Genomic DNA, 22,646 nt, shown 5'->3' with positions numbered 1-22,646 from the left:
CAATCGGTTCGAACCGGATTTTTGACTTCTGGTCGAACGGCCTCACGCCGCTTCGTCCTTCTTGGCATAGGCCCCGAAAACGCGGGCGAGCTGAGCCGCCGGCGCCTGCACGACGCCAGCGATGCGAGTGGCGGGGGTCTGGATCATGCCCACCAGCTTCGCGCGCAGTTCGTCGAGCGACGGCAGCGAGGCGAGCGCCTTCACACCGTCGGGGTCCATATTGGTCTTGCCGAGGGCACCACCCAGGATGACGAGCTTGTCGTTCGTCCGGGCGTATTCCACGGCGACCTTGGAGGCTGCGACCGGATCCGCCGAGTAGGCGACCACGGTCGGACCCTTGAAGAGGTCCGCGATGTGCGCAGCATCCGTGCCTTGAAGAGCAAGCTTGGCGAGACGGTTCTTCGCGACCTTGACCTTGCCGCCGGCCTCGCGAACGCGGGCGCGGAACGCCTGCAGTTCGGCGACGGTAAGGCCCTGGTAGTGGGCGACGACGATCACACCGGCGTCCTTGAACGCGGTGTTGAGCGTGCCGACCAGTTCCCGCTTTTCCGCTCTATCCACGGCCTGTCTCCATTCAGCGACGGAACCGGATGCTCCGCCGCCGGGGTTGCTGATGCCGTCCCGCCCCGAGGGGCCGGCCGGCGTTCGCATGGCCTGTCCGCCAGCCCGGTCCCGGATCGCTCCGACGGAGGCTGGAGGGAAGAGTTCGAACCGATCCTGTCACGTCCGGTCCGCGGTCGCCCGCGGCACGGTCTTCCAAAGTTCGGGTCCCACTCCCGTCTCATGCAGGCCCCGGCCGACCGCCGCCCGTAAAAGCGGTGATGGTCGACCCGAGAGCGGCTTAGGTCGGACCGAAAGGTTCGACACCTGCAATCTCGGACAGGTTTCGGCCCGCGGGGGACGCCTCGAAAGGCGCCTCCGCCGGCCGGACCTCCCGCCCTTGCGGGCGGGATCTCGTTCGGCCGTCCCGGGGGACGGCCCGCGGACGCCGCGACGGGCGACGTCCGCGAATGGCTCGCGTCAGCCGTTCGCCTGGGCGGCGATGGTCGCGGGGTCCACCTTCACGCCCGGGCCCATCGTCGAGGAGATGGACACGCGCTGCAGGTAGGTGCCCTTGGCGCCCGACGGCTTGGCCCGCTGGACGGCGTCCAGGATGGCGCGGATGTTCTCGATCAGCGCGTCGGACGTGAACGAGACCTTGCCGACGCCGGCGTGGACGATGCCCGCCTTCTCGACGCGGAACTCGACGGCGCCGCCCTTGGACGCCTTGACGGCGCCGGCGACGTCGACGGTCACGGTGCCGACCTTCGGGTTCGGCATCAGGCCGCGCGGGCCGAGCACCTTGCCGAGGCGGCCGACGAGCGGCATCAGGTCCGGGGTCGCGATGCAGCGGTCGAAGTCGATCGTGCCGCCCTGGATCTGCTCGACCAGGTCCTCGGCGCCGACGATGTCCGCGCCGGCGGCCTTGGCCTCGTCGGCCTTGACGCCGCGGGCGAACACGGCGACGCGCACGGTGCGGCCGGTGCCGTTCGGCAGGTTGACGACGCCGCGGACCATCTGGTCGGCGTGACGGGGGTCGACGCCGAGGTTGATGGCGACTTCGACGGTCTCGTCGAACTTGGCCTTGGCGCGCTCCTTGACCATGCCGACGGCGTCGGTCACGGCGTAGAGCTTGTTGCGGTCGATGCCCTCACGGGACGCGGCGACGCGCTTGGCGATCTTCGGCATGATTCACCTCACTCCGCGATCTGGAGGCCCATGGCGCGGGCGGAGCCCTCGACCATGAGCACGGCGCTGTCGACGTCGACCGTGTTGAGGTCGGCCATCTTCTTCTCCGCGATCTCGCGGAGCTGGGCGCGGGTGACGGTGCCGGCGGAGCCCTTGCCCGGGGTCTTCGAGCCCGACGAGATGCCGGCCGCCTGCTTCAGGAAGTAGGAGGTCGGCGGCGTGCGCAGCTTGAAGGTGAACGAGCGGTCCGCGTAGATCGTGAACAGCACGGGGATCGGCATCCCCTTCTCCATGGACTGCGTCTGGGCGTTGAACGCCTTGCAGAATTCCATGATGTTGAGGCCGCGCTGACCGAGCGCGGGACCGATCGGCGGCGACGGGGTCGCCGAGCCGGCCTTGACCTGAAGCTTCAGGTAGCCGGTGATCTTCTTCGCCATCTCATCTCTCCCGGTGACGCGTCCGGACGGGCCGGCCGCGGGTGGGTTTCGTGGTTCGGCGGGCGCTCCTGCCGGCGATCAGCAGGACCCGTCTCCCACGGGGTGGAGCCGCGGCGACGCCGCGGCGACGCGGACCGGGAACCGGTCCGCGAAACCGGCTCAGACCTTCTCGACCTGGCCGTATTCGAGCTCGACGGGGGTGGCGCGACCGAAGATCGACACCGCGACCTTGAGGCGCGAGCGCTCCTCGTCGACTTCCTCGACGAGGCCGTTGAACGAGGCGAACGGGCCGTCGGAGACGCGCACCTGCTCGCCGATCTCGAAGGAGACGGAGGGCTTGGGCCGCTCGACGCCTTCCTCGACCTGATGCATGATCCGCTCGGCCTCGCGGTCGGGGATCGGGATCGGCTTGTTGTCGGAGCCGAGGAAGCCGGTGACCTTCGGCGTGTTCTTGATGAGGTGGTAGGCCTCGTCGGTCATGTCCATGCGAACGAGGACGTAACCGGGGAAGAACTTGCGCTCGGCGCTGACCTTGCGGCCGCGGCGGACCTCGGTGACGCTCTCGGTCGGCACCAGGATCTGCTCGAACAGGTGGTCGAGCCCGCGCTGGTGCGCCTGCTCCTTGATGGAGTCCGCCACCTTCTTCTCGAAATTGGAATAGGCGTGGACGATGTACCAGCGCTTGGCCATGACGCGACTCTCCCCTTGTCCGACCGTCAGCCGCCGATGCCGAGCAGGAGCCCGACGCCGTAGTGCAGCAGCTGGTCCACCACCAGGAAGAACACCGCGGCGACGAAGGCCATGATGAACACCATGGTCGTCGTGATCGCGGTCTCGCGGCGCGACGGCCAGCTCACCTTGGCGGTCTCGGTGCGGACCTGCTGGAGGAACTGGAGAGGGTTGGTCTTCGTGGCCATGGCCTGCTCATGACAGTCGGGCGCGCGGGATGTGGATCCCGCGCGCCGCGATCAGGGAACCGTTATCTATGACCTTCGCGCCATCTCCGCAAGTGACGGAAATGGCAGGGGCAGCAGGGCTCGAACCTGCGACCTGCGGTTTTGGAGACCGCCGCTCTACCAACTGAGCTATACCCCTCCAGGTCGCGCACCCGCGTCGCGCCGAGGCGCGCCGGTCGGGAGCGAGCGACCGTTTAGCGCGCCTCGGTCCCGGAGGCAAGAGGAAGATGCGGCGGCGGCGCCCGCATCCCCCTCCACGGTCACGCGTATCCCCTGACGTAGTCGACCTCGAAGCGCGCCGGCGGCGCCGCGGTTTCCGCGGGCGCGAGCCGGTAGAGCGTCAGCATCAGCTGCATCGGATAGTCCGGCGCGCCGGCGACCCGGCCGACCGGGCGGCCGTCGATCTCGAAGGCCACGCCCGCCGCCGTCCAGTCGGCGGCGTAGACGTGCCAGTCCTCGATTCGCAGCGGCAGGCGGTCGTCGAGGATCTCGGTGGCCATCCGCGGGTCGCCGATCGCCTTGATCCCGCGCCGGACCACCGTGCCGTCCGGCCCCGCCTTGCGGCCGAACACCTCCATCAGCGTGATCTCGCCCGAATCGTCCGGGTGCTCCTCGAAGCCGATCAGGTAGAGCGAGGCGAGCGCGCCGGCGTCGAGTACCGCGCGGGCGCGCATCTCGATTCGGTGCCGGAGCGGCAGGTAGAGCCCGAGTTCGGGCAGCCGGCGGCGGACCCGAAGCTCCGGCCGGAAGCGGTGCTGGCCGTCCGGGGAGCCGACCGGGCCGGCGCGATGACCGGTCTGCAGCGCGGAGACGCGGATGTCGCCGTCGTGCTCGGGGCACCAGGGCGGCAGGTCGTCGGGCACCTCGAGCGTCAGCGCGCCGCCGGCGATCCCGAATCGGGCGCGGCCGAGGCCGTCCCCGGTCCAGTGCGGCAGGTAGAGGTCGCTCCAGCGCGCCCGGTTCAGACCCGGCGCGTCGAAGTCGTCGGAGAAGACGAGGCCGCGGCCGGTACGGCCGGGCTCGGTGCGCGGGACGGGCGGCCAGAGGGGCACGGCGGTTCTCCGGGACGGGGTCGACGACGCCGGGAGGAAAGCCCGCGCCCGCGTCGGCCGCCGTCAGCAGCGCGCCGCCCTCACCCCGCGACCAGAAGATACTCCCGCCGCGCCGCGTCGAAGCCGCGGATCACCAGCCCGTCGGCGATCGCGGCCCGCAGGGCGGCGCCGACCGTGGCCCGTTCCACCGCGGCACGGGCGGGGTCGGCGACGAGCAGCGTGCCGAAGTCGGCGGGGATGCGGATCCGGAGAGCAGCCGCCCGCGCCGTCTCGTCGAGCGGCGGCAGGCCGGTGCGGGCGCGGGCGACGCCGGGGCCGCCCAGCCGCCAGTCGGCCAGCAGCCGGTCCGACGGCGTGCCGGCGTTGATGCCGGCCATGGCGCCGTAATAGTCCGGCAGGTAGGTCGCGACCTCGGCGCCGAGCCGTTCGACGTTGAGCGCGGCGTTGGCGAGGCGGAGCGGGTCGAACGTCCAGCGCACGTGGGTGACGCCGCGGGCGAAGCACCAGTCGGCCTGGTACCACTTCAGCCGCGCGCCGAGCCCGCGCCCGCGCGCCTCCGCGAGCACGGCGAGCCGGTGCGAGTGTTGCAGCCCCACCGTCGCGGTCGGGAATCCGAAGACGTAGCCGAGCATGCGGCCGTCCTCGAAGGCACCGGCGACGAGTCCGCCCTCGTGCTGGATCACCATCATCAGGTCGGCGGGGTCGGCGGCGTCGTCCTCGCCCCAGACCGCCCGTTGCAGCGCCTCCGCGGCGCGGAACTCGGCCATGCCGTCGAGATCGCGGATGACGAGGCTCACGGCAGGACGTCCTCGGCCGAGACGGTGACCGTGTCGAGGAAGGTGCGGTCGAGCGTCACGCCGATGCCCGGGCCTTGCGGCACCGCCATGCGGCCGTCCACGGCCTCGAGTTTCTCCAAGACGATGTCGCGGTGGAAGTAGCGGCTCGCCGAGGAGGTGTCGCCGGGCTTGGCGAAGTTCGGCAGCGTCGAGAGATGCAGGTTGTGGGCGCGGCCGACGCCGGATTCCAGCATGCCGCCGCACCAGACCGGCACGTCGAAGGCGGCACAGAGATCGTGGATCCGCCGCGCCTCGCCGTGGCCGCCGACCCGGCCGACTTTGACGTTGACGACGCGGGTGGCGTCGGCCTGCAGCGCCCGGCGGGCGTGTCCGACGGTGCGGATGCTCTCGTCGAGGCAGATCGGCGTGTCGATCCGCGCCTGCAGCAGCGCGTGGTCGTGGATGTCGTCGTAGGCGAGCGGCTGCTCGATGTAATCGAGGCCGAAGCGGTCGAGCCGCTTCAGCATCGCGGCGTCGGCGAGGCGGTAGCAGCTGTTGGCGTCGACCGAGAGCCGGACGTCGGGGAAGACCGCCCTGACCGCCTCGACCAGGGCGACGTCGTGGCCCGGCATGATCTTCAGCTTGATCCGCTTGTAACCCTGCTCGACGTGGGCGCGGACCCGCTCGATCGTGCCCTCGATCGGCCCGATGCCGAGCGAGACCCCGACGTCGACCGCCTCGCCCGAACCGCCGAGCAGCGTCTTCAGCGGCAGGTCGAGCGCCTTGGCGTGGAGGTCGCGGAAGGCCATCTCGACCATCGCCAGCGTCATCCGGTGGCCGCGCCAGGACGCCAGCGTCGCCTCCAGCGCCTCCGGGCTCTCGAAGGCGCGGCCGACGATGCCCGGCAGCAGCACCTCGCCGAGCATGGCGAGCGCGGCCGGCAGGGTCTCCTCGAGATAGTCCGGCAGCGGGTCCATCACGCCCTCGGCGTAACCCTCGAGGCCGTCGGCGCGCAGTGTCAGCAGCGGGAACAGCTTCTCGTGCATGGTGCCGGTGGAGATCGTGAAGGGCGTCACCAGCGGCAGCCGCACCACGCGCAGCTCGGCGCCGTCGATCCGCAGGGCGGGTCGGGTCATGGGCGTCGTCTCCTCCCCTCGATGTCCACCGCACGGGTCGCCGCTTGGGCGCCGCCGGGATCGCCGGCCCGTTCCGGCAGCCCGGCAGGGCCGCCGTTGTCCGATCGACGATCCGAGCTTAGGCGGCAACAATTTTTCTTGCAAGAAGTCCGGTTTGAAAGTTTTCTATACGCCATCGGCTCGGCAGGGGGGCTCGCGATGACGGACGGCGGCGACGGCAGGGAGGCGACGGCGGCGGGCGCGGACCTGCGTCGCCGGCTCGAATCCAGCCTCGCCGGCGCCACCCGCACCGAGGCGGCGATCGCCAGCTACTTCCTCGCCAACCTCGCCAGCCTGCCCTTCGAGACCGCGGCTTCCGTGGCCCTGCGCATCGGCGTCTCCGAGGCCTCGATCGGGCGCTACTGCCGCGCCGTCGGCTTCCGCCACTTCAAGGACCTCAAGGGCGCGCTCCAGGACGACCTCGGCGACCGCGCCTGGCTGATCGGCGACCGGCTGCGCGACTTCGCCGCCCGCAGCCGCGAGGGCGACGATGTCCGCGCCCGGGCGCTCGAGCGCGAGATCGCCGCCGTGGTCGCCAACCACGAACTCGCCCGGACCGCCGAATTCGCCCGGGTGGCGCGCCGGCTCGCGACCAGCCCCAAGGTGTTCGTGGCCGGTTTCCAGACCGAGCGCGGCCACGCGCAATACCTCGCCCACGGCCTGCAGTACCTCCGGCCCGGCGTGCAGCTCGCCGACCTCGAGGGCGGCCATTTCGGCGAGGTGCTGCTGAACGCACCCGGCGAGGCCTGCCTCGTGCTGATCGACGGCCGGCGCTATTCGCGACTGACCCGGCGGCTCGCGCTCGCCGCCCGCGAGGCCGGCGTGCCGGTGACGCTGGTCACCGATCCCTACTGCGACTGGGCCCGCGGCGTCGTCGACGAGGTCCTCGCGGTGCAGACCGACCTCAACCAGTTCTGGGACGCCACCTCGGCGATGGCGAGCCTGATCGGGCTCCTCGTCAACGCCGTCTTCGCCGAACTCGGCCCCGAGGTCGAGCGGCGGATGGCGCGGGTGTCCTCGCTCTACAACGACTTCATCGGCCACACCGGCGACCCCCGGGGGCCCCTGAAATGACGACCGCGGCCGCCGGCGGGCCGCGGACGAGAAACAACGAGAGACCGGCCAGAGGAGTATCGTGATGTTCCATCGGATGAGGTCCAACTTCCTGAAGGGTGCGGTCGCCGCGGCGGCCATCCTCGTCTCCGGCGCCGCCTTCGCGGGCGACGTCACCTTCGTGCTCGGCACCTCCGAGGTCGGCACCCCGGGCTACGACCCGGTCAAGGCCGTCAACCTCAACGCCGCCACCCAGCTCATCTACGACCGCCTCGTCGAGATGGACGTCCACCGCAAGTACCACCCCCACCTCGCCGAGAGCTGGGAGGAGGCCGCGGACGGCATGTCCTGGACCTTCCACCTGAAGAAGGGCGTCAAGTTCCACAACGGCGAGCCCTTCACCGCGGCGAGCGTCGCCGGCTGGATCCCGCTCTACGCCGGGACCGAGAGCGCCTACATGACGGCCTCGATCGAGAAGGTCGAGGTGATCGACGAACACACCGTCAAGTTCGTCATGAAGTCGCCGGACCCGAACCTCCTCTACAATCTCTCGTCCACCTTCATGGGCGTGGTCGAGCCGAAGGCCTATGCCGCGCTCGGCGACGACTTCGCCGCCAAGGGCGCGATCGGCACCGGTCCGTTCAAGCTGGAGAGCTTCACCGTCGGCCAGGAGACGGTGCTGGTGCGCAACGACGACTACACCTGGGGCTCGGACATCTCGTCCAACCCCGGCCCGGCCAAGTTCGACCGCGCGATCTTCCGCGAGATCGCCGAGGACTCCACCGCCTTCCTCGAGATGAAGACCGGCGGCGTCGACGTCATGCTCAACGTGCCGATCGACTACCGCGCCGAGCTCGCCAAGGAGAGCGACCTGACGCTCCTGACCCGCCCGGGCCAGAACGTCGCCTATTTCGTGATGAACGTCACCAAGGAGCCGTTCACCGACATCCGCGTCCGCGAGGCCGCGGCCAAGGCGATCAACCAGAAGGAGATCCTGGATTCGATCTACGGCGGCGTCGGCGCCGTCGCCGACACCTTCCTGATCTCCTCGCTGGCCGAGGCCAACGTCGATCCGAAGTACAAGATCGCCTACGATCCGGCGCGCGCCGAGGCGCTGCTCGACGAGGCCGGCTGGGTCAAGGGCGCCGACGGCATCCGCACCAAGGACGGCAAGCCGCTGCAGATCCAGCTGTGGACCCAGTCCGACAGCTCGTTCCGCCGCCTCACCGAGGTGGTCCAGGCCCAGCTGAAGGCCGTCGGCATCGACGCGCCGATCACCACCTTCGATTCCTCGATGATCCGCGACGAGTACAAGAAGGGCGGCCATCAGGCGGCGGTCCGCTCCTACGACTGGGACAACGCCGACATCATCGACTGGTTCTTCGGCGGCGACCGTCTCGGCTACCCCAACGTGTCGATGTTCAACGACCCCAAGGCCGAGGAACTGCGCACCAAGGCGATGACCGGGTCGAAGACCGGCGAGGAGCGCACCGCCAACTTCATCGCCTACCACGAATACGTGCTGTCGCAGTATCCGTTCTCGCCGATCTACCAGCCGGTCGACGCGATCGCCTACAACAACACGCGCATCGAACTGCCGAAGTACGAGGAGACGCCGTTCTTCTCCTCGCTGGCGATGGACATCGCCACCAAGGACTGAGGGATCGGGGTAGGCGCTCCCGCGCCTCCCTCGCGGGAGGGCGGCGCAACGGCCGGCCCCACGCTCCCCTGACCCTCCCCTCGTGGGAGGGTCGGCGCGGAGCGCCGGGGAGGGTCGCCGGGCGTGGGGCGCGACGGCAAAACGTCGGCGCCACCCCACCCCCTCGCTCCGCTCGGATCCTCCCCACGAGGGGGAGGGTAGGAGTGGCCGGCCCCGCGCTCCACTGACCCTCCCCTCGCGGGAGGGTCAGTGGAGCGCCGGGGAGGGTCGCCGGGCGTGAGGCGCGACGCCGACACCTCGGCGCCACCCCACCCCCTCGCTCCGCTCGGACCCTCCCCACGAGGGGGAGGGTAGAAGTGGCCGACGCCTCGCTCCACCGCCCCTCCCCGTGTCGGGCTTGGGAACAACGGCCGGCCCCACGCTCCTCTTCATCCTTCCCCTCAGGGGAAGGTGCCGAGCGGAGCGCGGCGGAAGGGGTCGGGCCGGGCGTCGATCGCCGCGCTCGCCGGAGGAACGCCATGCCGAACGGAAGACGGAACCGCGACCCCTTCCGACCGGCCTGCCGGCCGGCCACCTTCCCCTGAGGGGAAGGATGGGTGGCGGCGTCGGCCGCGTCCGAACACCGGCCGGCGGCGCGCCGTCGCGCGATCCGGCACCCGCACGATCCCGGGCAAGGCGCTCCCGTGCCCTGCCCCCACCCCCGTCCCGCCAGCCACGGACCCCGCGGCGATGCTCGCCTACACCATCCGCCGTCTGGCGGCGCTGATACCGGTCTTCCTGGCCGTCTCCGTGGTGATCTTCCTGATCATCCACCTGATCCCGGGCGACCCGGTCGACAACCTGATGAAGGTCGGCTCGTCCGCCTCCGACCGCGCCGCGATCGAGGCGCGCTACGGGCTCGACCGGCCGCTGCCGGTGCAATACGCGATCTGGCTCGGCAAGGTGCTGACCGGCGACCTCGGCACCGCCATCGTCGGGCGGCGGCCGGTCGCCGAGATCGTGGCGCAGGCGCTGCCGCATTCGCTGACGCTCGGCGGCCTCGCGATCCTGTTCTCCACCGTGGTCGGCATCGGGCTCGGCATCCTCGCCGCCCGCTTCCGCGACCGCTGGCCGGATCAGGCGATCATGGCCGGCGTGCTCCTCGGCTCCACCCTGCCCGGCTTCTGGCTCGGGCTGATCCTGATCCTGATCTTCTCGGTCTCGCTCGGCTGGTTCCCGGTCTCCGGCGCGCGCACCTGGTCGAGCCTCGTGCTGCCGGTGCTCACCGTCGGGCTCGGCGGCACGGCGCTGGTCGCCCGCGTCACCCGCGTCGCCATGATCGAGGCCGGTACCCGCGACTTCGTCATGCTGCTCCACGCCAAGGGCCTGTCGCCCGCCCGCATCCGCTTCGCCCACGTGCTGCGCCACGCCATGATCCCGGTCGTCACCATCCTCGCGCTCCGGATCGGCTGGATCCTCGGCGGCTCGGTCACCGTCGAGGTGGTGTTCGCCCGCCCGGGCCTCGGCACCACGTTGATCAAGGCGCTGAACCAGCACGACTATCCGGTCGTCCAGGCCTGCCTCCTGATGCTCGCCGTCGCGGTGATGCTCGGCACGCTCGCCGGCGACCTCGTCCAGGCGGCGATGGACCCCCGGGTCCGGGCGGCGCTGTCGTGAGGGAGGCGCTCTCCACCCTCGCCGCGGCCCTGTCGACGCCGAAGGGCGCGCTGTCGGCCGGTTGGCTGGTCGCGGTGGTCGCGGGTGCGGTGTTCGCGCCGCTCGTGTCGCCCTACGCCTACGACGCCCAGGCGCTGTCGCAGGCCTTCCGCGGCCCCGAGGCCGCCCACTGGCTCGGCACCGACGAGTTCGGCCGCGACCTCCTGACCCGCCTGCTCTACGGCGCGCGCACCTCGCTCAGCGTCTCGGCGGTGGCGATCGGCGTGTCGGTCACGGTCGGCATGATCCTCGGCGCCGCCGCCGGCTATTTCGGCGGCCGCTTCGACCGGGCGGTCACCGTCACGGTCGACCTGACGTGGTCCTTCCCCGAGATCCTGATCGCGCTGATCCTGGTCGCGATCGTCGGGCCGGGCGTCACCGGCACGCTGGCGGCGATCGGCGTCGCCTATCTCGCCCAGTTCGCCCGCCTCGCCCGCGGCCAGATCATGGCGCTGAAGTCGGAGACCTTCGTCGAGGCCGCCCGCAGCCTCGGCGGCTCCGACGGCTTCATCCTGATGCGCCACCTGGTGCCGAACACGCTGACGCCGGTGCTGGTGGCCGGCATGCTCGCCACCGGCGACGCCATCATCCTCGAGGCCACCCTCGGCTACTTCGGCCTCGGCGCCCAGCCGCCGACGCCGAGTTGGGGCTCGATGATGTCGTCGGGTACGGCGCAGCTGTTCAAGGCGCCCGGCATCATCCTGTTCCCCGGCCTCGCCGTCGCGATCACCGTCGTCGCCATCAACCTGTTCGGCGACGCCCTGGTCCGGGCGATGGACGTCCGCTCGCGCCCGAGGATGGCCTGACATGCTGCTCGCGGTCGAGAACCTCTCCATCCGCATCGGCGGCATCGACGCCGTCGAGGGCGTCGGCTTCACGGTCGAGCGCGGCCGCATCCTCGGCATCGTCGGCGAGAGCGGGTCCGGCAAGTCGCTGACCGCCCTCGCCGTCACCGGCCTCCTGCCGCTGGTCGGCGGCGCGGTCACCGCCGGCCGCGTCGTGTTCGACGGCACCGACCTCGTCGGCCTGCCCGAGCCGGCGCTGCGCCGCCTGCACGGCCGCCGCATCGGCTTCGTCACCCAGAACCCGATGACGGCGCTCGACCCGGTCCACCGCATCGGCGAGCAGGTCGACATCGTCTCGCGCCTGCACCTCGGGCTCGACCGCCGCGCCGCCCGGGCGCGCACGGTCGACCTCCTGACGCGGATGCGCATCCCCGACGCCGCCGCCGTCTGCGAGGCCTATCCGCACCAGCTCTCCGGCGGCATGAAGCAGCGCGTGGTGATCGCCATGGCGCTCGCCGGCGACCCGGACCTGATCGTCGCCGACGAGCCGACCACGGCGCTCGACGTCACCGTCCAGGCCCAGATCGTCCAGCTCCTCGCCGCCCTCGTCGCCGAGCGCGGCCTCGGCCTCGTGCTGATCACCCACGACATGGGCGTGGTCGCGCAGGTCTGCGACGACGTCGCCGTGCTCTACGCCGGCCGGCTCGCGGAGGCGCGCACGGTGCGCCCGCTGTTCGCCGCGCCGCGCCACCCCTACACCCGCGCCCTGATCGACTGCATCCCGCGCGAGGGGATGGCGCCGGGCGCCCTCGCCGGCATTCCCGGCGCGGTGCCGGTGGCCTCGCGCTATCCGGCCGGCTGCCGCTTCCACCCGCGCTGCCCGCGCGCCCTCGCGGCCTGCGCCGTCACCGTGCCCCCGCTGCTGCCGGACGCCGGCGGCCGGCTCGCCTGCCACAATCCCGCGGAGGCCGACCATGGCTGAGCCGCTGGTCGCGATCCGCGGCCTGACCCGCCGCTTCGAGACGCCCGCCGGCTTCGGCCGCAAGGCACGCGCCATGACCGCGGTCAACGACGTCTCGCTCGAGATCCGGCGCGGCGAGATCGTCGGCGTCGTCGGCGAATCCGGCTGCGGCAAGTCCACTCTCGCCCGGCTGGTGCTGCGCCTCGTCGAGCCGAGCGCCGGCACCGTCGCCTTCGAGGGCACCGACCTCGGCGCCCTGGCGCCGCGGGCGCTGCGCGCCGTCCGCCGCAAGATGGCGATGGTGTTCCAGGATCCCTATTCCAGCCTCGACCCGCGCTGGCGCCTCGCCGACGTGCTCGCCGAGCCGTTCCGCGCCCAGGGTCTCGCCGTCCCCGCCGGCCGGATCGACGAGCTGCTCGACGCCGTCGGCCTGCCGCGCGGCCTCGCGACCGCCTATCCGCACCAGCTCTCCGGCGGCCAGCGGCAGCGCGCCGGCATCGCGCGGGCGCTCGCGCTCCACCCGGACCTCGTCGTCCTCGACGAGCCGACCGCCTCGCTCGACGTCTCGATCCAGGCGCAGATCGTGGCGCTGCTCGAGCGGCTGCGCCGCGAGATGGGGCTGACCTATCTCTTCATCTCCCACGACCTCGGACTGGTGCGCTACTTCTGCTCGCGCATCGTGGTGATGTATCTCGGCGCCGTCGTCGAGGTGCTGCCGACCGCCGGGACCGCGCCGCGCCATCCCTACACCCGCGCGCTGATGGACAGCTCCTTCCCGCCCGATCCGGCGAAGCGGCGGACGCTGACCGCGCTCACGGGCGAGATCCCCTCGCCCTATGCCCTGCCGGCCGGCTGCGCCTTCGCCGCGCGCTGCCCGCGCGCCGCCGAGCGCTGCCGCGCCGTGCCGCCGGCGCTCGCCGCCGCGCCCGACGGCCACGCCGTCGCCTGCCACTTCCCCCTCGACACGGACGCCCCCCGATGACCTTCCACGTGCTCACCGCCGAGTTCATCCACGAGAGCAACACCTTCAAGAAGGGCGTCACCGACCTGCGCGCCTTCGAGGTCAACATCCTGAAGGAGGGCGACGCGGCGATCGCCGAGCTCGGCGACGCCAACACCGAGATCGCCGGCTTCCTCGACGCCGGCCGCGAGGCCGGCTGGACCGTGACCCACGTGGTCAGCGCCCACGCCACGCCGGGCGCGCCGGTCTCGCGCGAGGCGTTCGACCACATCGCCGGGCTGATCGTGTCGGCGGCGAGCCGGCTGAAGGACGAGATCGACGGCATCCTGCTCGGCCTGCACGGCTCGATGGTCACCACCTTCTCCGACGACGGCGAGGGCGAGCTACTGGTGCGGCTGCGCGCCGTCGTCGGCCCGGACCTGCCGATCGCCGTGACGCTCGACCTCCACGCCATGGCCTCGCCGGCGATGATGGCGCACGGCGACGCCTTCGTCTCCTACAAGACCTATCCGCACGTCGACATGCGCGAGACCGGCCGCCACGCCGGCCGCATCCTCGACGCGGCGATGCGCGGCACGGCGAAGCCGCGCACGCTCCGCGCCCACCGTCCGATGCTCGAGGAGGCCAACGCCGGGCGCACCGACGTGCCGGTCACCGCCGCGCTCTATGCCGACGCCCGCGCCCACGAGGCCGAGCCCGGCATCCTCGCCGTCTCGATCAACGCAGGCTTCGCCGAGGCCGACACCGCGATCGTCGGCCCGACCGTGCTCGTCACCCACGACACCGCCGTGCCCGGCGCCGCCGAGCGCGCCCGCGCCATCGCCGAGGGCCTCGCCGACCGGATCTGGGCCGGCCGATTCGAGGTCGCCAACGACTTCCTCACCGTGGAGGCCGCGGCGGCGCGGGCGCGCGACGCCGACACCGCCGAAGGCCCCTTCGTCATCGCCGACTACGCCGACAATCCCGGCGCCGGCGCCTATGGCGACGCCACCGCGCTCTTGGAGGCGATGATCGACGCCCGGCTCGAGGACGCCGTCTTCGCCCCCGTGATCGACCCGGAGGCCGCCGCCCTCCTGCACCGGCACGCGGTCGGCGACGTCGTGACCGTGGCGATCGGCGGCAAGAACGACCCGTCCTTCGGCGGCGGTCCGCTGATCCTCACCGGCCGGATCCGCCACCTCTCCGACGGCGTCTATCTCGGCGACGGCCCGATCCTCGGCGGCATCCACGGCAATCTCGGGCCGACCGCGGTGTTCCGCGTCGGCGGCATCGACATCCTGGTCGTCACCGAGGCCGAGCAGATGCTCGACCGCCAGCAGCTCGCCGCCTTCGGCATCGACCCGACCCGCCGCAAGGTGCTCGCCCTGAAGTCGATGCAGCACTTCCGCGCCGCCTTCGAGCCGATCGCCAGCACCGTCGTCGTCTGCGACAGCGGCGCCCTCGCCACTCCGCAGGCGGCCCGGCGGCCCTACGTCAAGGCACCGCGGCCGCTCTGGCCGCTCGACCGCGACGAGATGCCCGCCTGACGACGCGGCGGCGACGCGTCCGGATCACCCCCGTGGAACGGTCCGTTCCACGCGGATGGGGAGGAATCGTTCATCCCCGTGCCCATTCGCGAGGCACTGCTTGATTGTGACAAGGCCGACCGCCAGACAGGCTTCCATATGACATTTCCGTGACGGAGGCCGACATGGGCAAGGGTTCGAAGAAGCACAAGCACGCGGCGGCGCCGTCCGCCGAGCTGGTCGAGGCGATGCTCGCCTCGCCGCTGGTCCGCGAAGCCTGGGCGGCGGCGCTCGAGGCGGGCGCGGCGGCGGCGGTGGCCGTGCTGCGCCGGGCCGAAGAGGCCGCGGCGGCTCCGGCGGCGGTCGCCGAATCGGCGGTCGTCGTCGAGACGGTCGTGGTCGAAGAGGCCGCGGCCGAGGAGCCGGTCAAGGCGAAGAAGGCCCGCCGCAAGGACAAGGCCAAGTCCGCCGAAGGATCCGGCGCGGAGGTCGCGGCCGTCTGAGGCTCCGGCCATGGCGATCGAGATCGAACGCAAGTTCCTGGTCGTCGGCGAAGGGTGGCGCGACGCGGTCGCGTCCGCCGACCGCTTCGTCGACGGCCTCATCGCGGCCGAGGGCTCCAACAAGGTGCGGGTGCGCCGCTACGACGCCCGCGCCGTACTCACCCTCAAGGGCCCCAAGCACGGCATCTCGCGCGACGAGTTCGAGTACGACATCCCGCTCGCGGATGCCGACGAACTGCTCGCCCGCCGCAGCATCGGCCCGCTGATCCGCAAGACCCGCCACATGGTGCCGAACGGCCCGGACCTCTGGTCCGTCGACGTGTTCGAGGCCGAGCTCGCCGGCCTCGTCGTCGCCGAGATCGAGCTCGACCACGAGGACCGCTTCTTCGAGCGGCCGTCCTGGGTCGGCGCCGAGATCACCCACGACCGCCGTTACGGCTCGGCCGCGCTGCTGCGCGCCGCGCTCGACCCGGCGACCGCCTTCTGGCGGCCCTGAAACCCCGGCCACCGGACCCGGCGCCCCGCGGCGTCGGTCCGGAGCAGGTGGACGATCAGCGCGACGAGCACGACGAACCCGGGGATCACCATCCACCGCCGCGCGGCGCCGGCATATCCCCAGGGGGCCGTGCTCATCTCCACGGCCTGTCGCCCCAACCAGAACCAGGCCGTCACGAGCAGGATCGGCAGGCGGCCGGCCACCTCGCCCGGCCGCAGAGCGTAGGCGAGCACCGGCAGCAGTATCGCGTAGTCGTAGACGTGGTGCTTGAAGCAGGCGAGCGAGATCAGCGCGACCAGCGGCAGGTGCAGTTCCTCGTCCGGATGACGGGCGGCCGCGTGGACGAGCACGGCGCAGAGCGCCAGCGCGAGCGTGCCCGACACGACCGTGTGTCTCCCGAACAGCCGCTGCGCCACCGCCATGAAGTCGGCCGTCGTCACGCCCAGGTTGCGACCGGCCACCGTCAGCGGTTCCAGCGCCGCCACGAAGGGCGACGTCCCGGTCCACCAGCAGAAGACCGCGAAACCGGCTGCCGGCACGATCAGGCCGGCGAGCGCCACCGGGCCGTGACGCAGGAGGCCGTAGAGCAGGAACGGCGGCGCGAAGCTGTACTTGGCGTATCCCATTCCCTGCAGGGCGAAGGCGCCGCGCCGTCCGGGAAAGGGCGGGCCGAGGAACGGCAGGATCAGGAACGCCATGGCGACGAGCGCGGTCTGGCCGAGTTCGAGGCCGATGCGGAACGGCGTGCCGGCCATGAACAGGCCGAGCAGCAGCGCCGTGCGCGCGCCGTCGAGCCCGAATCGCCGCGCCAGCACCAGCACCAGTCCCACCCCGAGCACGAGGTTCCCGAACGCCCACACCGCCCGGGCGGACACGAAGTCCATGGCCGCCAGCGGCGCCATCGCGACGTAGAGCACGTGCAGATAATTCGGCACCTGCTTCAGGATGATCTCGTCGGACGGATCGCCGCCGAGCCAGAGCGCGTAGGGATCGCGCCCCGACAGGAAGACCCTCGCCGGGCTCCACTGCAGATCGGTGCCCATGGCGAGGCCGACCTGGAGCCCGCGCACCGTCGAGACCACCGCCGCGACAGCCAGCAGAACCGCCGCGACCATCCGCCAACGCACCGTCACGGCCGAGTTCCCCGTCCCGAGATCGCGCCCCGCATAGGCGGCCGCCCGCGTCCGGTCAACGTCGGGCCCGCGGTCACGGCGGTCCGCGCCGCTGCCACGGCGCGAGGTCGACCGGTTCGGCGAGGCTGCCGAAGTCCAGCAGCCGCACGGCGACGTCGGGCACGTCCGGGTCGAAGCGGCGCTTGATCGCCGCGTGGGGGTCTGGCCCGAACCGCGTCTCGGCCACGGGCGTCGCCGGCAGGCTGGCGAGCATCGCGGCGAGCCGCGGCCGGCCGAGGCTGCCGCGGAAGGTCGCGAGCGCGACGAGGCAGTCGCCCGCGGCCGCGCCGCCGGTCGGCGTCGTGTAGGGGCTCGCGATCGAAAGGCCGGGTTCCGCCGCCAGCAGATTGGCCAGCACCACGTCGTGGACCGCCACGTGGAGCCGGCCGGGGCAGGTGCGCGCCCGTTCGCGCACCGCCTCCAGAACCGCCGGCACCGGCAGGTTCCACGAGCCCTTCGCCGTGTCGAGGTGGAGCAGCACGTGCGCGAGGCCGAGACCCTGGCAGGCCGTGAGGACCACCAGCAGCCCGGCCGCCAGCCGGCGCCGCGGTCCCTCCAGCGGCAGGATCACCAGGAGGGCGAACAGCACCGGGATCAGCGGCGTCGCGTTGCGGGGCTTCGCCGCCAGGCCGGTGACGATCAGCAGCGCCGTCGCGCCGAGCCAGAACATCGCCAGTGGTTCGCGCGACAGCTTGCGCCATCCACCCGCAAGCACCAAACCGCCGAGCCCCGCCACCGCCGCGACATTCGCGAGCCCCGCGGCCGAGAGCGGGAACAGCCCGGCGTTGACGAGGAAGCCCTGCCCCGCGCCGGCGAGGCTCGCGAGGATCGTCCCGGTCTGCCCGCCTCGCCGTCCGAGCAGCGTCGGTGCCGCGGCGAGCGCCAGCGGCAGGCAGGCCGCGACCGCGACCGCGAGCGCCGCCGCCGCGGTCCGCCATTCCGCGCCGAGCCGGTCGCAGCGCACGTGGACGGCGAGCCCAAGCAGCGCCGGGCCGAAGAGGAGGGTCTCGTAATTGACGTGCGCCATCGCGGCGAGCAGTGCCGCCAACACGCCCCAGAACAGCGCCGGCCGCGCGGGATCGCGCAGGATCAGCGTCAGCGCCGTCAGGAGCAGCGCGGTGAAGGGCCCGGTCCAGCGCAGGCTCGGACCCCACATCGCCAGCGTCGGATGCAGGCCGACCACGATCGCCACCGGCACGAACAGCCCGGGCCGGCCGGCCGTCGCCGCCCGCAGGAACGGCACGAGGCTCGCCGCCAGCACCGCCCCGGTCAGCGCCCTGACCGCCGCCCACGAGCCCGTCAGGTCGAACAGCACCGCGTTCGCGAGATAACTGCCAGGCGGATGGACGTCGACCGCCAGGATGTGCCGCGCGAGATCGGCGAGGCCGTTGGTGCGGGCGATCGCCATCACGTTGTAGAACTCGTCGTCGTAGCCTGGGCTGGTCCAGCCCACCGTCACGAAGGTCGCGACGATCGCGAGCACCAGCGCCGCCTCCAGCACCCGGCGCGCGCCCTCCCGTCCCGTCCCCACCGCCGTCACGCCCATGGCCCCCGCCCCTGCCGGCCCTTCGGGGCACCTTCCACGAATGGCACGGACGGAACAAGGCGCGCTTCCGAGCCCCATTGCTCCGCCCGTCACCCCTCCGCGGTCGGCAGGCGCTGGCGCTTGAGGGCGCGGCGGCGCATCACTTCGGCGACGGCGACGAGCGCGAGCGCCGGCACGAAGTTGAGCGTGGCGAGCGCGGGGTAGATCGGCGAGGAGCCGACCGCGATGCCGCTGTAGACGAACACCGGCAGCGTCCGCGCCGAGCCGGCGAGCGAATAGGAGACGTAGAAGTTCCCCCAGGACAGGAGGAACGAGAAGCTCGCAGCCGAGAACACGCCCGGCCAGAGCAGCGGAAAGGTCACTTCGCGGAAGACCTCCCAGCCGGTGGCGCCGGCGTCGCGGGCGGCGTCCTCGAGCGAGGCATCGAATCCGTACACCTGCACCGCGACGATCACCAGCGCGAAGGGCGTGACGTAGACGACGTGGCCGACGATCACCGTTGCGAGGCCGGTCGAGAAGCCGAGCCAGTTGCCGAGCACCGAGAACCACAACAGCATCACCACGCCGAGCAGCAGCTGAGGGAACAACAGCGGCGCGAAGGTTACGGCGCGGAAGGCGTTCTGGAAGCGGAAGCGGAAGCGGATCCAGGCGATCGCGCCTGCGGTGCCGAGGACGGTCGCGAACACGGTGGAGATCGCGGCGACCAGCGCCGAGTTGGTCACCGCCGGCCAGAAGTCCGGCTTGCGGACGAGTTCGCCGTACCATTCCAGCGAGAACCCCTCGATCGGCAGCGTCAGCACCCGGCTCGAGGTGAAGGAGAACGCCACCAGCGTGACGATCGGCACGTAGAAGAACACCAGCAGCAGGGCGACAGAGCCGACCAGCGCGGCGTCGACCAGGGCGTTGCGGGCGTGGCGGGAGATCATGCCGGCGCCCTCCCGGTCCGGCCCGGCCGGCGCATCGCCACGGCGGCGCCGAGCGCCAGCACCAGGGCGCCGATCGCGATCAGGAGGATCGTCAGCGCCGCCCCGAGCGGCCAGTTCACCCGCGTTTCGAAGCTCTGGCGGATCAGCTCGGAGGCGAGAGGCGCGGTGCCGCCGCCGAGCACCTTCGGCTCGAGGAAGGCGCCGAGCGAGAGCACGAACACCAGCACGGCTCCGGCGTAGAGCCCCGGCCGCGACAAGGGCAGCGTCACCTCGACGAAGGCGCGCAGGCGCGAGGCGCCGGCGTCGTAGGCGGCGAGCACCAGGTCGCGGTCGATCCGGACCAGCGACAGGTAGATCGTGAACATCGGGTAGACCACGAGATTGTAGACCATGCCGATCATGGTCCCGGTCGGCGTGAACAGCAGGTCCATCGCCTCCGGCCCGAAGCCGACCTTGTCGAGCGCCCAGTTGGCGACGCCGGACTTGTCGAGCACCAGGATCCAGCCGAAGGTCTTCAACACCGCGTCGGTCAGGAAGGCGAACACGATCAGGATCTGCACCTGGGTGTTCCAAGCCTTCAGCCGCGTCGCCAGCGCGTAAGCGGCGGGATAGGCGAGCGCGAGCGTGACCACGACGCAGACCAACGCCATGACGAGCGTGCGCGCCATGATCGTCCAGTAGTGCGGTTTGGAGAAGACCTCGGTCCAGATCTTGAGATCCCAGCTCCAGACCAGCCGATAATACTGCGTCGTCTGGAAGGTCAGCACCGCGGTCATCGCCAGCGGCACCAGGAAGAACACGGCCATGATCAGGGCGAGCGGAGCCACCGTCGCCACCAGCACCGGATCGCGCCAGGACTTCGCCTCGGGGGTCATGGCGCCTCCGGAAGCAGGTAGGCGCCGGCCGGATCGAAGCCGACCGCCACCTTGGCGCCGACCTCGGCGGGCAGTTCGAGCGAGCCCGGCAGGTCCATCACCAGTGCGGCCTGGAGGCCGGCGACGCGGACGCGGTACTGGGTCGAGGCACCCTTGACGAAATACTCCTCGACCTCGCCGTCGAGCACCCAGCGACCCGGCGCCGGCTCGCCGGTGACGAAGCCGATCGTCTCGGGCCGGACCAGCAGCGCCGCTCGTCCGGCACCCGCGCCCGGCGCCGCGCGTTCGGCGGCGATCGTCGCCGCGCCGCCGCGGGCGAGCGGCGACGTCACGGAAAATCCGCCGCCGGCCGCCGCCGTCGCGGTCACCGGCAGGAAGTTGGTCTCGCCGATGAAGCCGGCGACGAAGGTGTCGACCGGGCGATAGTAGATGTCGGCCGGCGTGCCGATCTGGACGACGCGGCCGGCGCGCATCACGCAGATGCGGTCGGCCAGCATCATCGCCTCCTCGAGGTCGTGGGTGACCAGCACGAAGCTGGTGCCGAGCTCGCGGTGCAGCTTCTTCAGTTCCGCCTGGAGCGACTTCTTAAGCTTGGCGTCGAGCGCGCTCATCGGCTCGTCGAGCAGCAGCACGCTCGGCTGCGACACCAGCGCCCGGGCGAGCGCGACGCGCTGCTGCTCGCCGCCGGAAAGCTGGGCCGGCCAGCGGCCGAGATACTCCGGCTTCAGGTGCATCAGGTCGGCCATCGCCGCGACGCGGGCCGTCGCGTCGGCCTTGGCAACCTTCTGCAACTTCAGGGGGAAGCCGATGTTGTCGCCGACGGTCTTGTGCGGGAACAGCGCCAGCTTCTGGAACACCATCCGCGTCGGCCGCGCCGCGGCCGGCACGCCGTGCATGTCGCGGCCCTGGATGGTCAGCCGGCCCGCGGTCGCTTCCTCGAAGCCGGCGAGGATCTTGAGCAGCGTGGTCTTGCCGCAGCCGGACGGGCCGACCAGCGCCACGAACTCGCCGGCCGCCACCGTCAGCGACACGCCGTGCAGCGCCCGCGCGTGGCCGTAGTCCTTCACGATGCCGGTGGCATCGATGATCGCCGTGCCGCCGCCCGCGGCATCGTTGTCGCCCGTCGCCACCGTTCGCCCGTCCCCTCGTGATCGTCCCTGGTCGTGATACGGACGAAGGCCCGCGCGCTCCTGCCTGGAGCGCACGGGTCCGTCCGTCTCGGATGTCCGGCCGCGATCAGCGGGCGGCCAGCTCTTCCTGCCAGATCGCCAGCATGTCGTCGATGTTCGGCGCCACGGTGTGGAACTGGCTGTTGTCCCAGGCGGTCCACATGTAGTCCATCTGCAGGGCGGTCTTCTCGGCGTCCGAGAACAGCGCCTCGGCCTTGGCGTTCGGCACGAGGTTGCAGGTCGCCTCGGTGATGGCGAGCTGCTTGGCGACTTCCGGCGAGACGATGTACTTCAGAAACTCGGCGGCGGCCTTGCCGTCGCGGCCGTTCTCGACGAGGCCGGTCGCCTCCATCCAGATGATGCCCTGCTTCAGCCCGCCCTTCGGCTCCGGCACGATCGACTGGATGTAGTCGTGGCCCTTGAGTCGCAGCGACGAGGTGCAGTAGGTGCCGCCGCCGATCAGGGCGCGGAACGAGCCGTCGATCAGGCCCTTCTGCGCCACCGCGAGGTCGGCGACGATGGCGCGGGTGTTCTTGAAGGCCGCGCGCAGCACCTTGCGGACCTCGTCGAGGGCGGCCTGGTCGAGCTCCTCGTAGGGGTTGACGCCGGCGTAGAGCGCCAGCGGCATGATCGGCCAGTCGCCCCAGTCCAGGAGGCAGATCTTGTCGCGGTAGGCGGCGTCGAACACCGGGGCGTAGCTCTTCCAGGTGTCGAGCGAATCGAACTTGGTGTTGACGGTCGGCCCGACCCAGCCCCAGCGCGTCGGCAGGCCGGTCGCCTTGCCCTCGAACTGCAGCGGGCCGAAGGGCGCGCGGAACTGCGGGTAGAACTCGGCGTACTGCTCGGCGAAGTCGGCGTCGTCGAGGAAGCGGCAGAAGCCGGCCGGGCCCATGCGCTGGATCCACGGGCTGTCCGAGGAGACGAGGTCGAAGTCCTTGGAGGCGCCCGCCGCCAGCTTGGCGAAACCGCCGGCGCTGTCGGTGATCAGGTCGATCGAGATGGAGACGTCGTGGGCCTTCTGGAACGGCTCGACGATCGAGGGCGAATTGTAGCCCTCCCAGCACATGTAGCCGATGCTCTCCGTCGCACGGGCGGCGGTCGGGCCGAGGGCGAGGCCGCCGGTGGCGGCGAGGCCGAGGCCGCCCATCCCCTTCAGGACGGTGCGGCGGTCGAGGCGGGTCTGACGCATGGTTCCGGTTCCCCTTTGTCGTTGTT

23 protein-coding genes and 1 tRNA gene are annotated in these 22,646 nt (G+C 71.6%); 9 read left to right on the top strand and 15 right to left on the bottom strand.

Annotation, left to right across the window (positions count from 1 at the left end; genetic code table 11):
• Positions 1–42 precede the first annotated feature (42 nt).
• The 9 genes from rplJ to menC form a co-directional block, all read right to left on the bottom strand.
• Entirely contained in the window at positions 43–561 is a 519-nt protein-coding gene (rplJ, locus tag EDD54_RS01085; protein ID WP_126537387.1) for a 50S ribosomal protein L10, read from the bottom strand.
• A gap of 459 nt (positions 562–1,020) precedes the next feature.
• Positions 1,021–1,728, bottom strand: a complete 708-nt coding sequence (rplA, locus tag EDD54_RS01080; protein ID WP_126537388.1) for a 50S ribosomal protein L1 — start codon at positions 1,726–1,728, stop codon at positions 1,021–1,023.
• Positions 1,729–1,736: 8 nt separating this feature from the next.
• Positions 1,737–2,165: a 50S ribosomal protein L11 gene (gene rplK, locus EDD54_RS01075; RefSeq protein ID WP_126537389.1), complete on the bottom strand. Its 429-nt coding sequence runs from the start codon at positions 2,163–2,165 to the stop codon at positions 1,737–1,739.
• A gap of 159 nt (positions 2,166–2,324) precedes the next feature.
• A complete protein-coding gene (gene nusG, locus EDD54_RS01070; protein ID WP_126537390.1) occupies positions 2,325–2,855 on the bottom strand; it encodes a transcription termination/antitermination protein NusG in 531 nt (176 codons plus the stop codon).
• 26 nt (positions 2,856–2,881) lie between these two features.
• Entirely contained in the window at positions 2,882–3,082 is a 201-nt protein-coding gene (gene secE / locus EDD54_RS01065) for a preprotein translocase subunit SecE (protein WP_126537391.1), read from the bottom strand.
• Between the two features lie 102 nt (positions 3,083–3,184).
• Positions 3,185–3,260 (bottom strand) — tRNA-Trp (locus tag EDD54_RS01060).
• Positions 3,261–3,381: 121 nt separating this feature from the next.
• Positions 3,382–4,173 (bottom strand): glycoside hydrolase family 16 protein, encoded by a 792-nt coding sequence (locus EDD54_RS01055; RefSeq protein ID WP_126537392.1) that lies wholly within the window; start codon positions 4,171–4,173, stop codon positions 3,382–3,384.
• Between the two features lie 80 nt (positions 4,174–4,253).
• The gene (locus EDD54_RS01050) at positions 4,254–4,970 is read right to left on the bottom strand and encodes a GNAT family N-acetyltransferase (RefSeq protein ID WP_208112135.1); all 717 of its coding nucleotides are present in this window, start codon (positions 4,968–4,970) and stop codon (positions 4,254–4,256) included.
• Positions 4,967–6,085 (bottom strand): o-succinylbenzoate synthase, encoded by a 1,119-nt coding sequence (gene menC, locus EDD54_RS01045; RefSeq protein ID WP_126537393.1) that lies wholly within the window; start codon positions 6,083–6,085, stop codon positions 4,967–4,969. Before menC ends, EDD54_RS01050 begins: the two co-directional genes overlap by 4 nt.
• A 198-nt stretch (positions 6,086–6,283) precedes the next feature.
• Between menC and EDD54_RS01040 the strand changes: the two genes are divergently transcribed.
• The 9 genes from EDD54_RS01040 (at position 6,284) to EDD54_RS01000 (ending at position 15,743) form a co-directional block, all read left to right on the top strand.
• Positions 6,284–7,198: a MurR/RpiR family transcriptional regulator gene (locus tag EDD54_RS01040; RefSeq protein ID WP_126537394.1), complete on the top strand. Its 915-nt coding sequence runs from the start codon at positions 6,284–6,286 to the stop codon at positions 7,196–7,198.
• 64 nt (positions 7,199–7,262) lie between these two features.
• Positions 7,263–8,837 carry an ABC transporter substrate-binding protein gene (locus EDD54_RS01035; RefSeq protein ID WP_126537396.1) on the top strand — a complete coding sequence of 525 codons (1,575 nt, stop codon included), beginning with the start codon at positions 7,263–7,265 and terminating at the stop codon, positions 8,835–8,837.
• A gap of 729 nt (positions 8,838–9,566) precedes the next feature.
• Positions 9,567–10,493: an ABC transporter permease gene (locus EDD54_RS01030; RefSeq protein ID WP_126537397.1), complete on the top strand. Its 927-nt coding sequence runs from the start codon at positions 9,567–9,569 to the stop codon at positions 10,491–10,493.
• Positions 10,490–11,338, top strand: a complete 849-nt coding sequence (locus EDD54_RS01025) for an ABC transporter permease (RefSeq protein ID WP_126537399.1) — start codon at positions 10,490–10,492, stop codon at positions 11,336–11,338. Before EDD54_RS01030 ends, EDD54_RS01025 begins: the two co-directional genes overlap by 4 nt.
• A 1-nt stretch (position 11,339) precedes the next feature.
• Positions 11,340–12,299 carry an ABC transporter ATP-binding protein gene (locus EDD54_RS01020; RefSeq protein ID WP_126537401.1) on the top strand — a complete coding sequence of 320 codons (960 nt, stop codon included), beginning with the start codon at positions 11,340–11,342 and terminating at the stop codon, positions 12,297–12,299.
• Positions 12,292–13,260: an ABC transporter ATP-binding protein gene (locus EDD54_RS01015; protein ID WP_126537403.1), complete on the top strand. Its 969-nt coding sequence runs from the start codon at positions 12,292–12,294 to the stop codon at positions 13,258–13,260. The genes EDD54_RS01020 and EDD54_RS01015 overlap by 8 nt, the downstream gene beginning before the upstream one ends.
• On the top strand, positions 13,257–14,765 hold the full coding sequence (locus tag EDD54_RS01010) for a M81 family metallopeptidase (RefSeq protein WP_126537405.1): 1,509 nt from the start codon (positions 13,257–13,259) through the stop codon (positions 14,763–14,765). Before EDD54_RS01015 ends, EDD54_RS01010 begins: the two co-directional genes overlap by 4 nt.
• A 164-nt stretch (positions 14,766–14,929) precedes the next feature.
• Entirely contained in the window at positions 14,930–15,247 is a 318-nt protein-coding gene (locus EDD54_RS01005; RefSeq protein ID WP_126537407.1) for a hypothetical protein, read from the top strand.
• Between the two features lie 10 nt (positions 15,248–15,257).
• Positions 15,258–15,743, top strand: a complete 486-nt coding sequence (locus tag EDD54_RS01000; RefSeq protein WP_126537409.1) for a CYTH domain-containing protein — start codon at positions 15,258–15,260, stop codon at positions 15,741–15,743.
• Here EDD54_RS01000 and EDD54_RS00995 read toward each other — a convergent pair.
• The 6 genes from EDD54_RS00995 to EDD54_RS00970 form a co-directional block, all read right to left on the bottom strand.
• The gene (locus tag EDD54_RS00995) at positions 15,680–16,876 is read right to left on the bottom strand and encodes a glycosyltransferase family 87 protein (RefSeq protein WP_126537412.1); all 1,197 of its coding nucleotides are present in this window, start codon (positions 16,874–16,876) and stop codon (positions 15,680–15,682) included. The two genes, EDD54_RS01000 and EDD54_RS00995, sit on opposite strands and share 64 nt — an antisense overlap.
• Before the next feature lie 73 nt (positions 16,877–16,949).
• The gene (locus tag EDD54_RS00990) at positions 16,950–18,461 is read right to left on the bottom strand and encodes a hypothetical protein (protein ID WP_126537414.1); all 1,512 of its coding nucleotides are present in this window, start codon (positions 18,459–18,461) and stop codon (positions 16,950–16,952) included.
• Between the two features lie 89 nt (positions 18,462–18,550).
• Complete coding sequence (locus EDD54_RS00985) at positions 18,551–19,387, bottom strand: ABC transporter permease (RefSeq protein ID WP_126537417.1); 837 nt, start codon at positions 19,385–19,387, stop codon at positions 18,551–18,553.
• Complete coding sequence (locus EDD54_RS00980) at positions 19,384–20,262, bottom strand: ABC transporter permease (RefSeq protein WP_126537419.1); 879 nt, start codon at positions 20,260–20,262, stop codon at positions 19,384–19,386. The genes EDD54_RS00985 and EDD54_RS00980 overlap by 4 nt, the downstream gene beginning before the upstream one ends.
• Positions 20,259–21,392, bottom strand: coding sequence for an ABC transporter ATP-binding protein (locus EDD54_RS00975; RefSeq protein ID WP_166653418.1), 1,134 nt, complete (start codon positions 21,390–21,392; stop codon positions 20,259–20,261). The genes EDD54_RS00980 and EDD54_RS00975 overlap by 4 nt, the downstream gene beginning before the upstream one ends.
• Positions 21,393–21,498: 106 nt before the next feature.
• Complete coding sequence (locus EDD54_RS00970; protein WP_165644419.1) at positions 21,499–22,620, bottom strand: ABC transporter substrate-binding protein; 1,122 nt, start codon at positions 22,618–22,620, stop codon at positions 21,499–21,501.
• Between the last annotated feature and the right edge of the window lie 26 nt (positions 22,621–22,646).

It is taken from the genome of Oharaeibacter diazotrophicus (assembly GCF_004362745.1).
GTDB classification, from domain to species: Bacteria; Pseudomonadota; Alphaproteobacteria; order Rhizobiales; family Pleomorphomonadaceae; genus Oharaeibacter; species Oharaeibacter diazotrophicus.
Note: the sequence above shows the minus strand (reverse complement) of the source record. Positions and strands in the feature narration are given on the sequence as shown.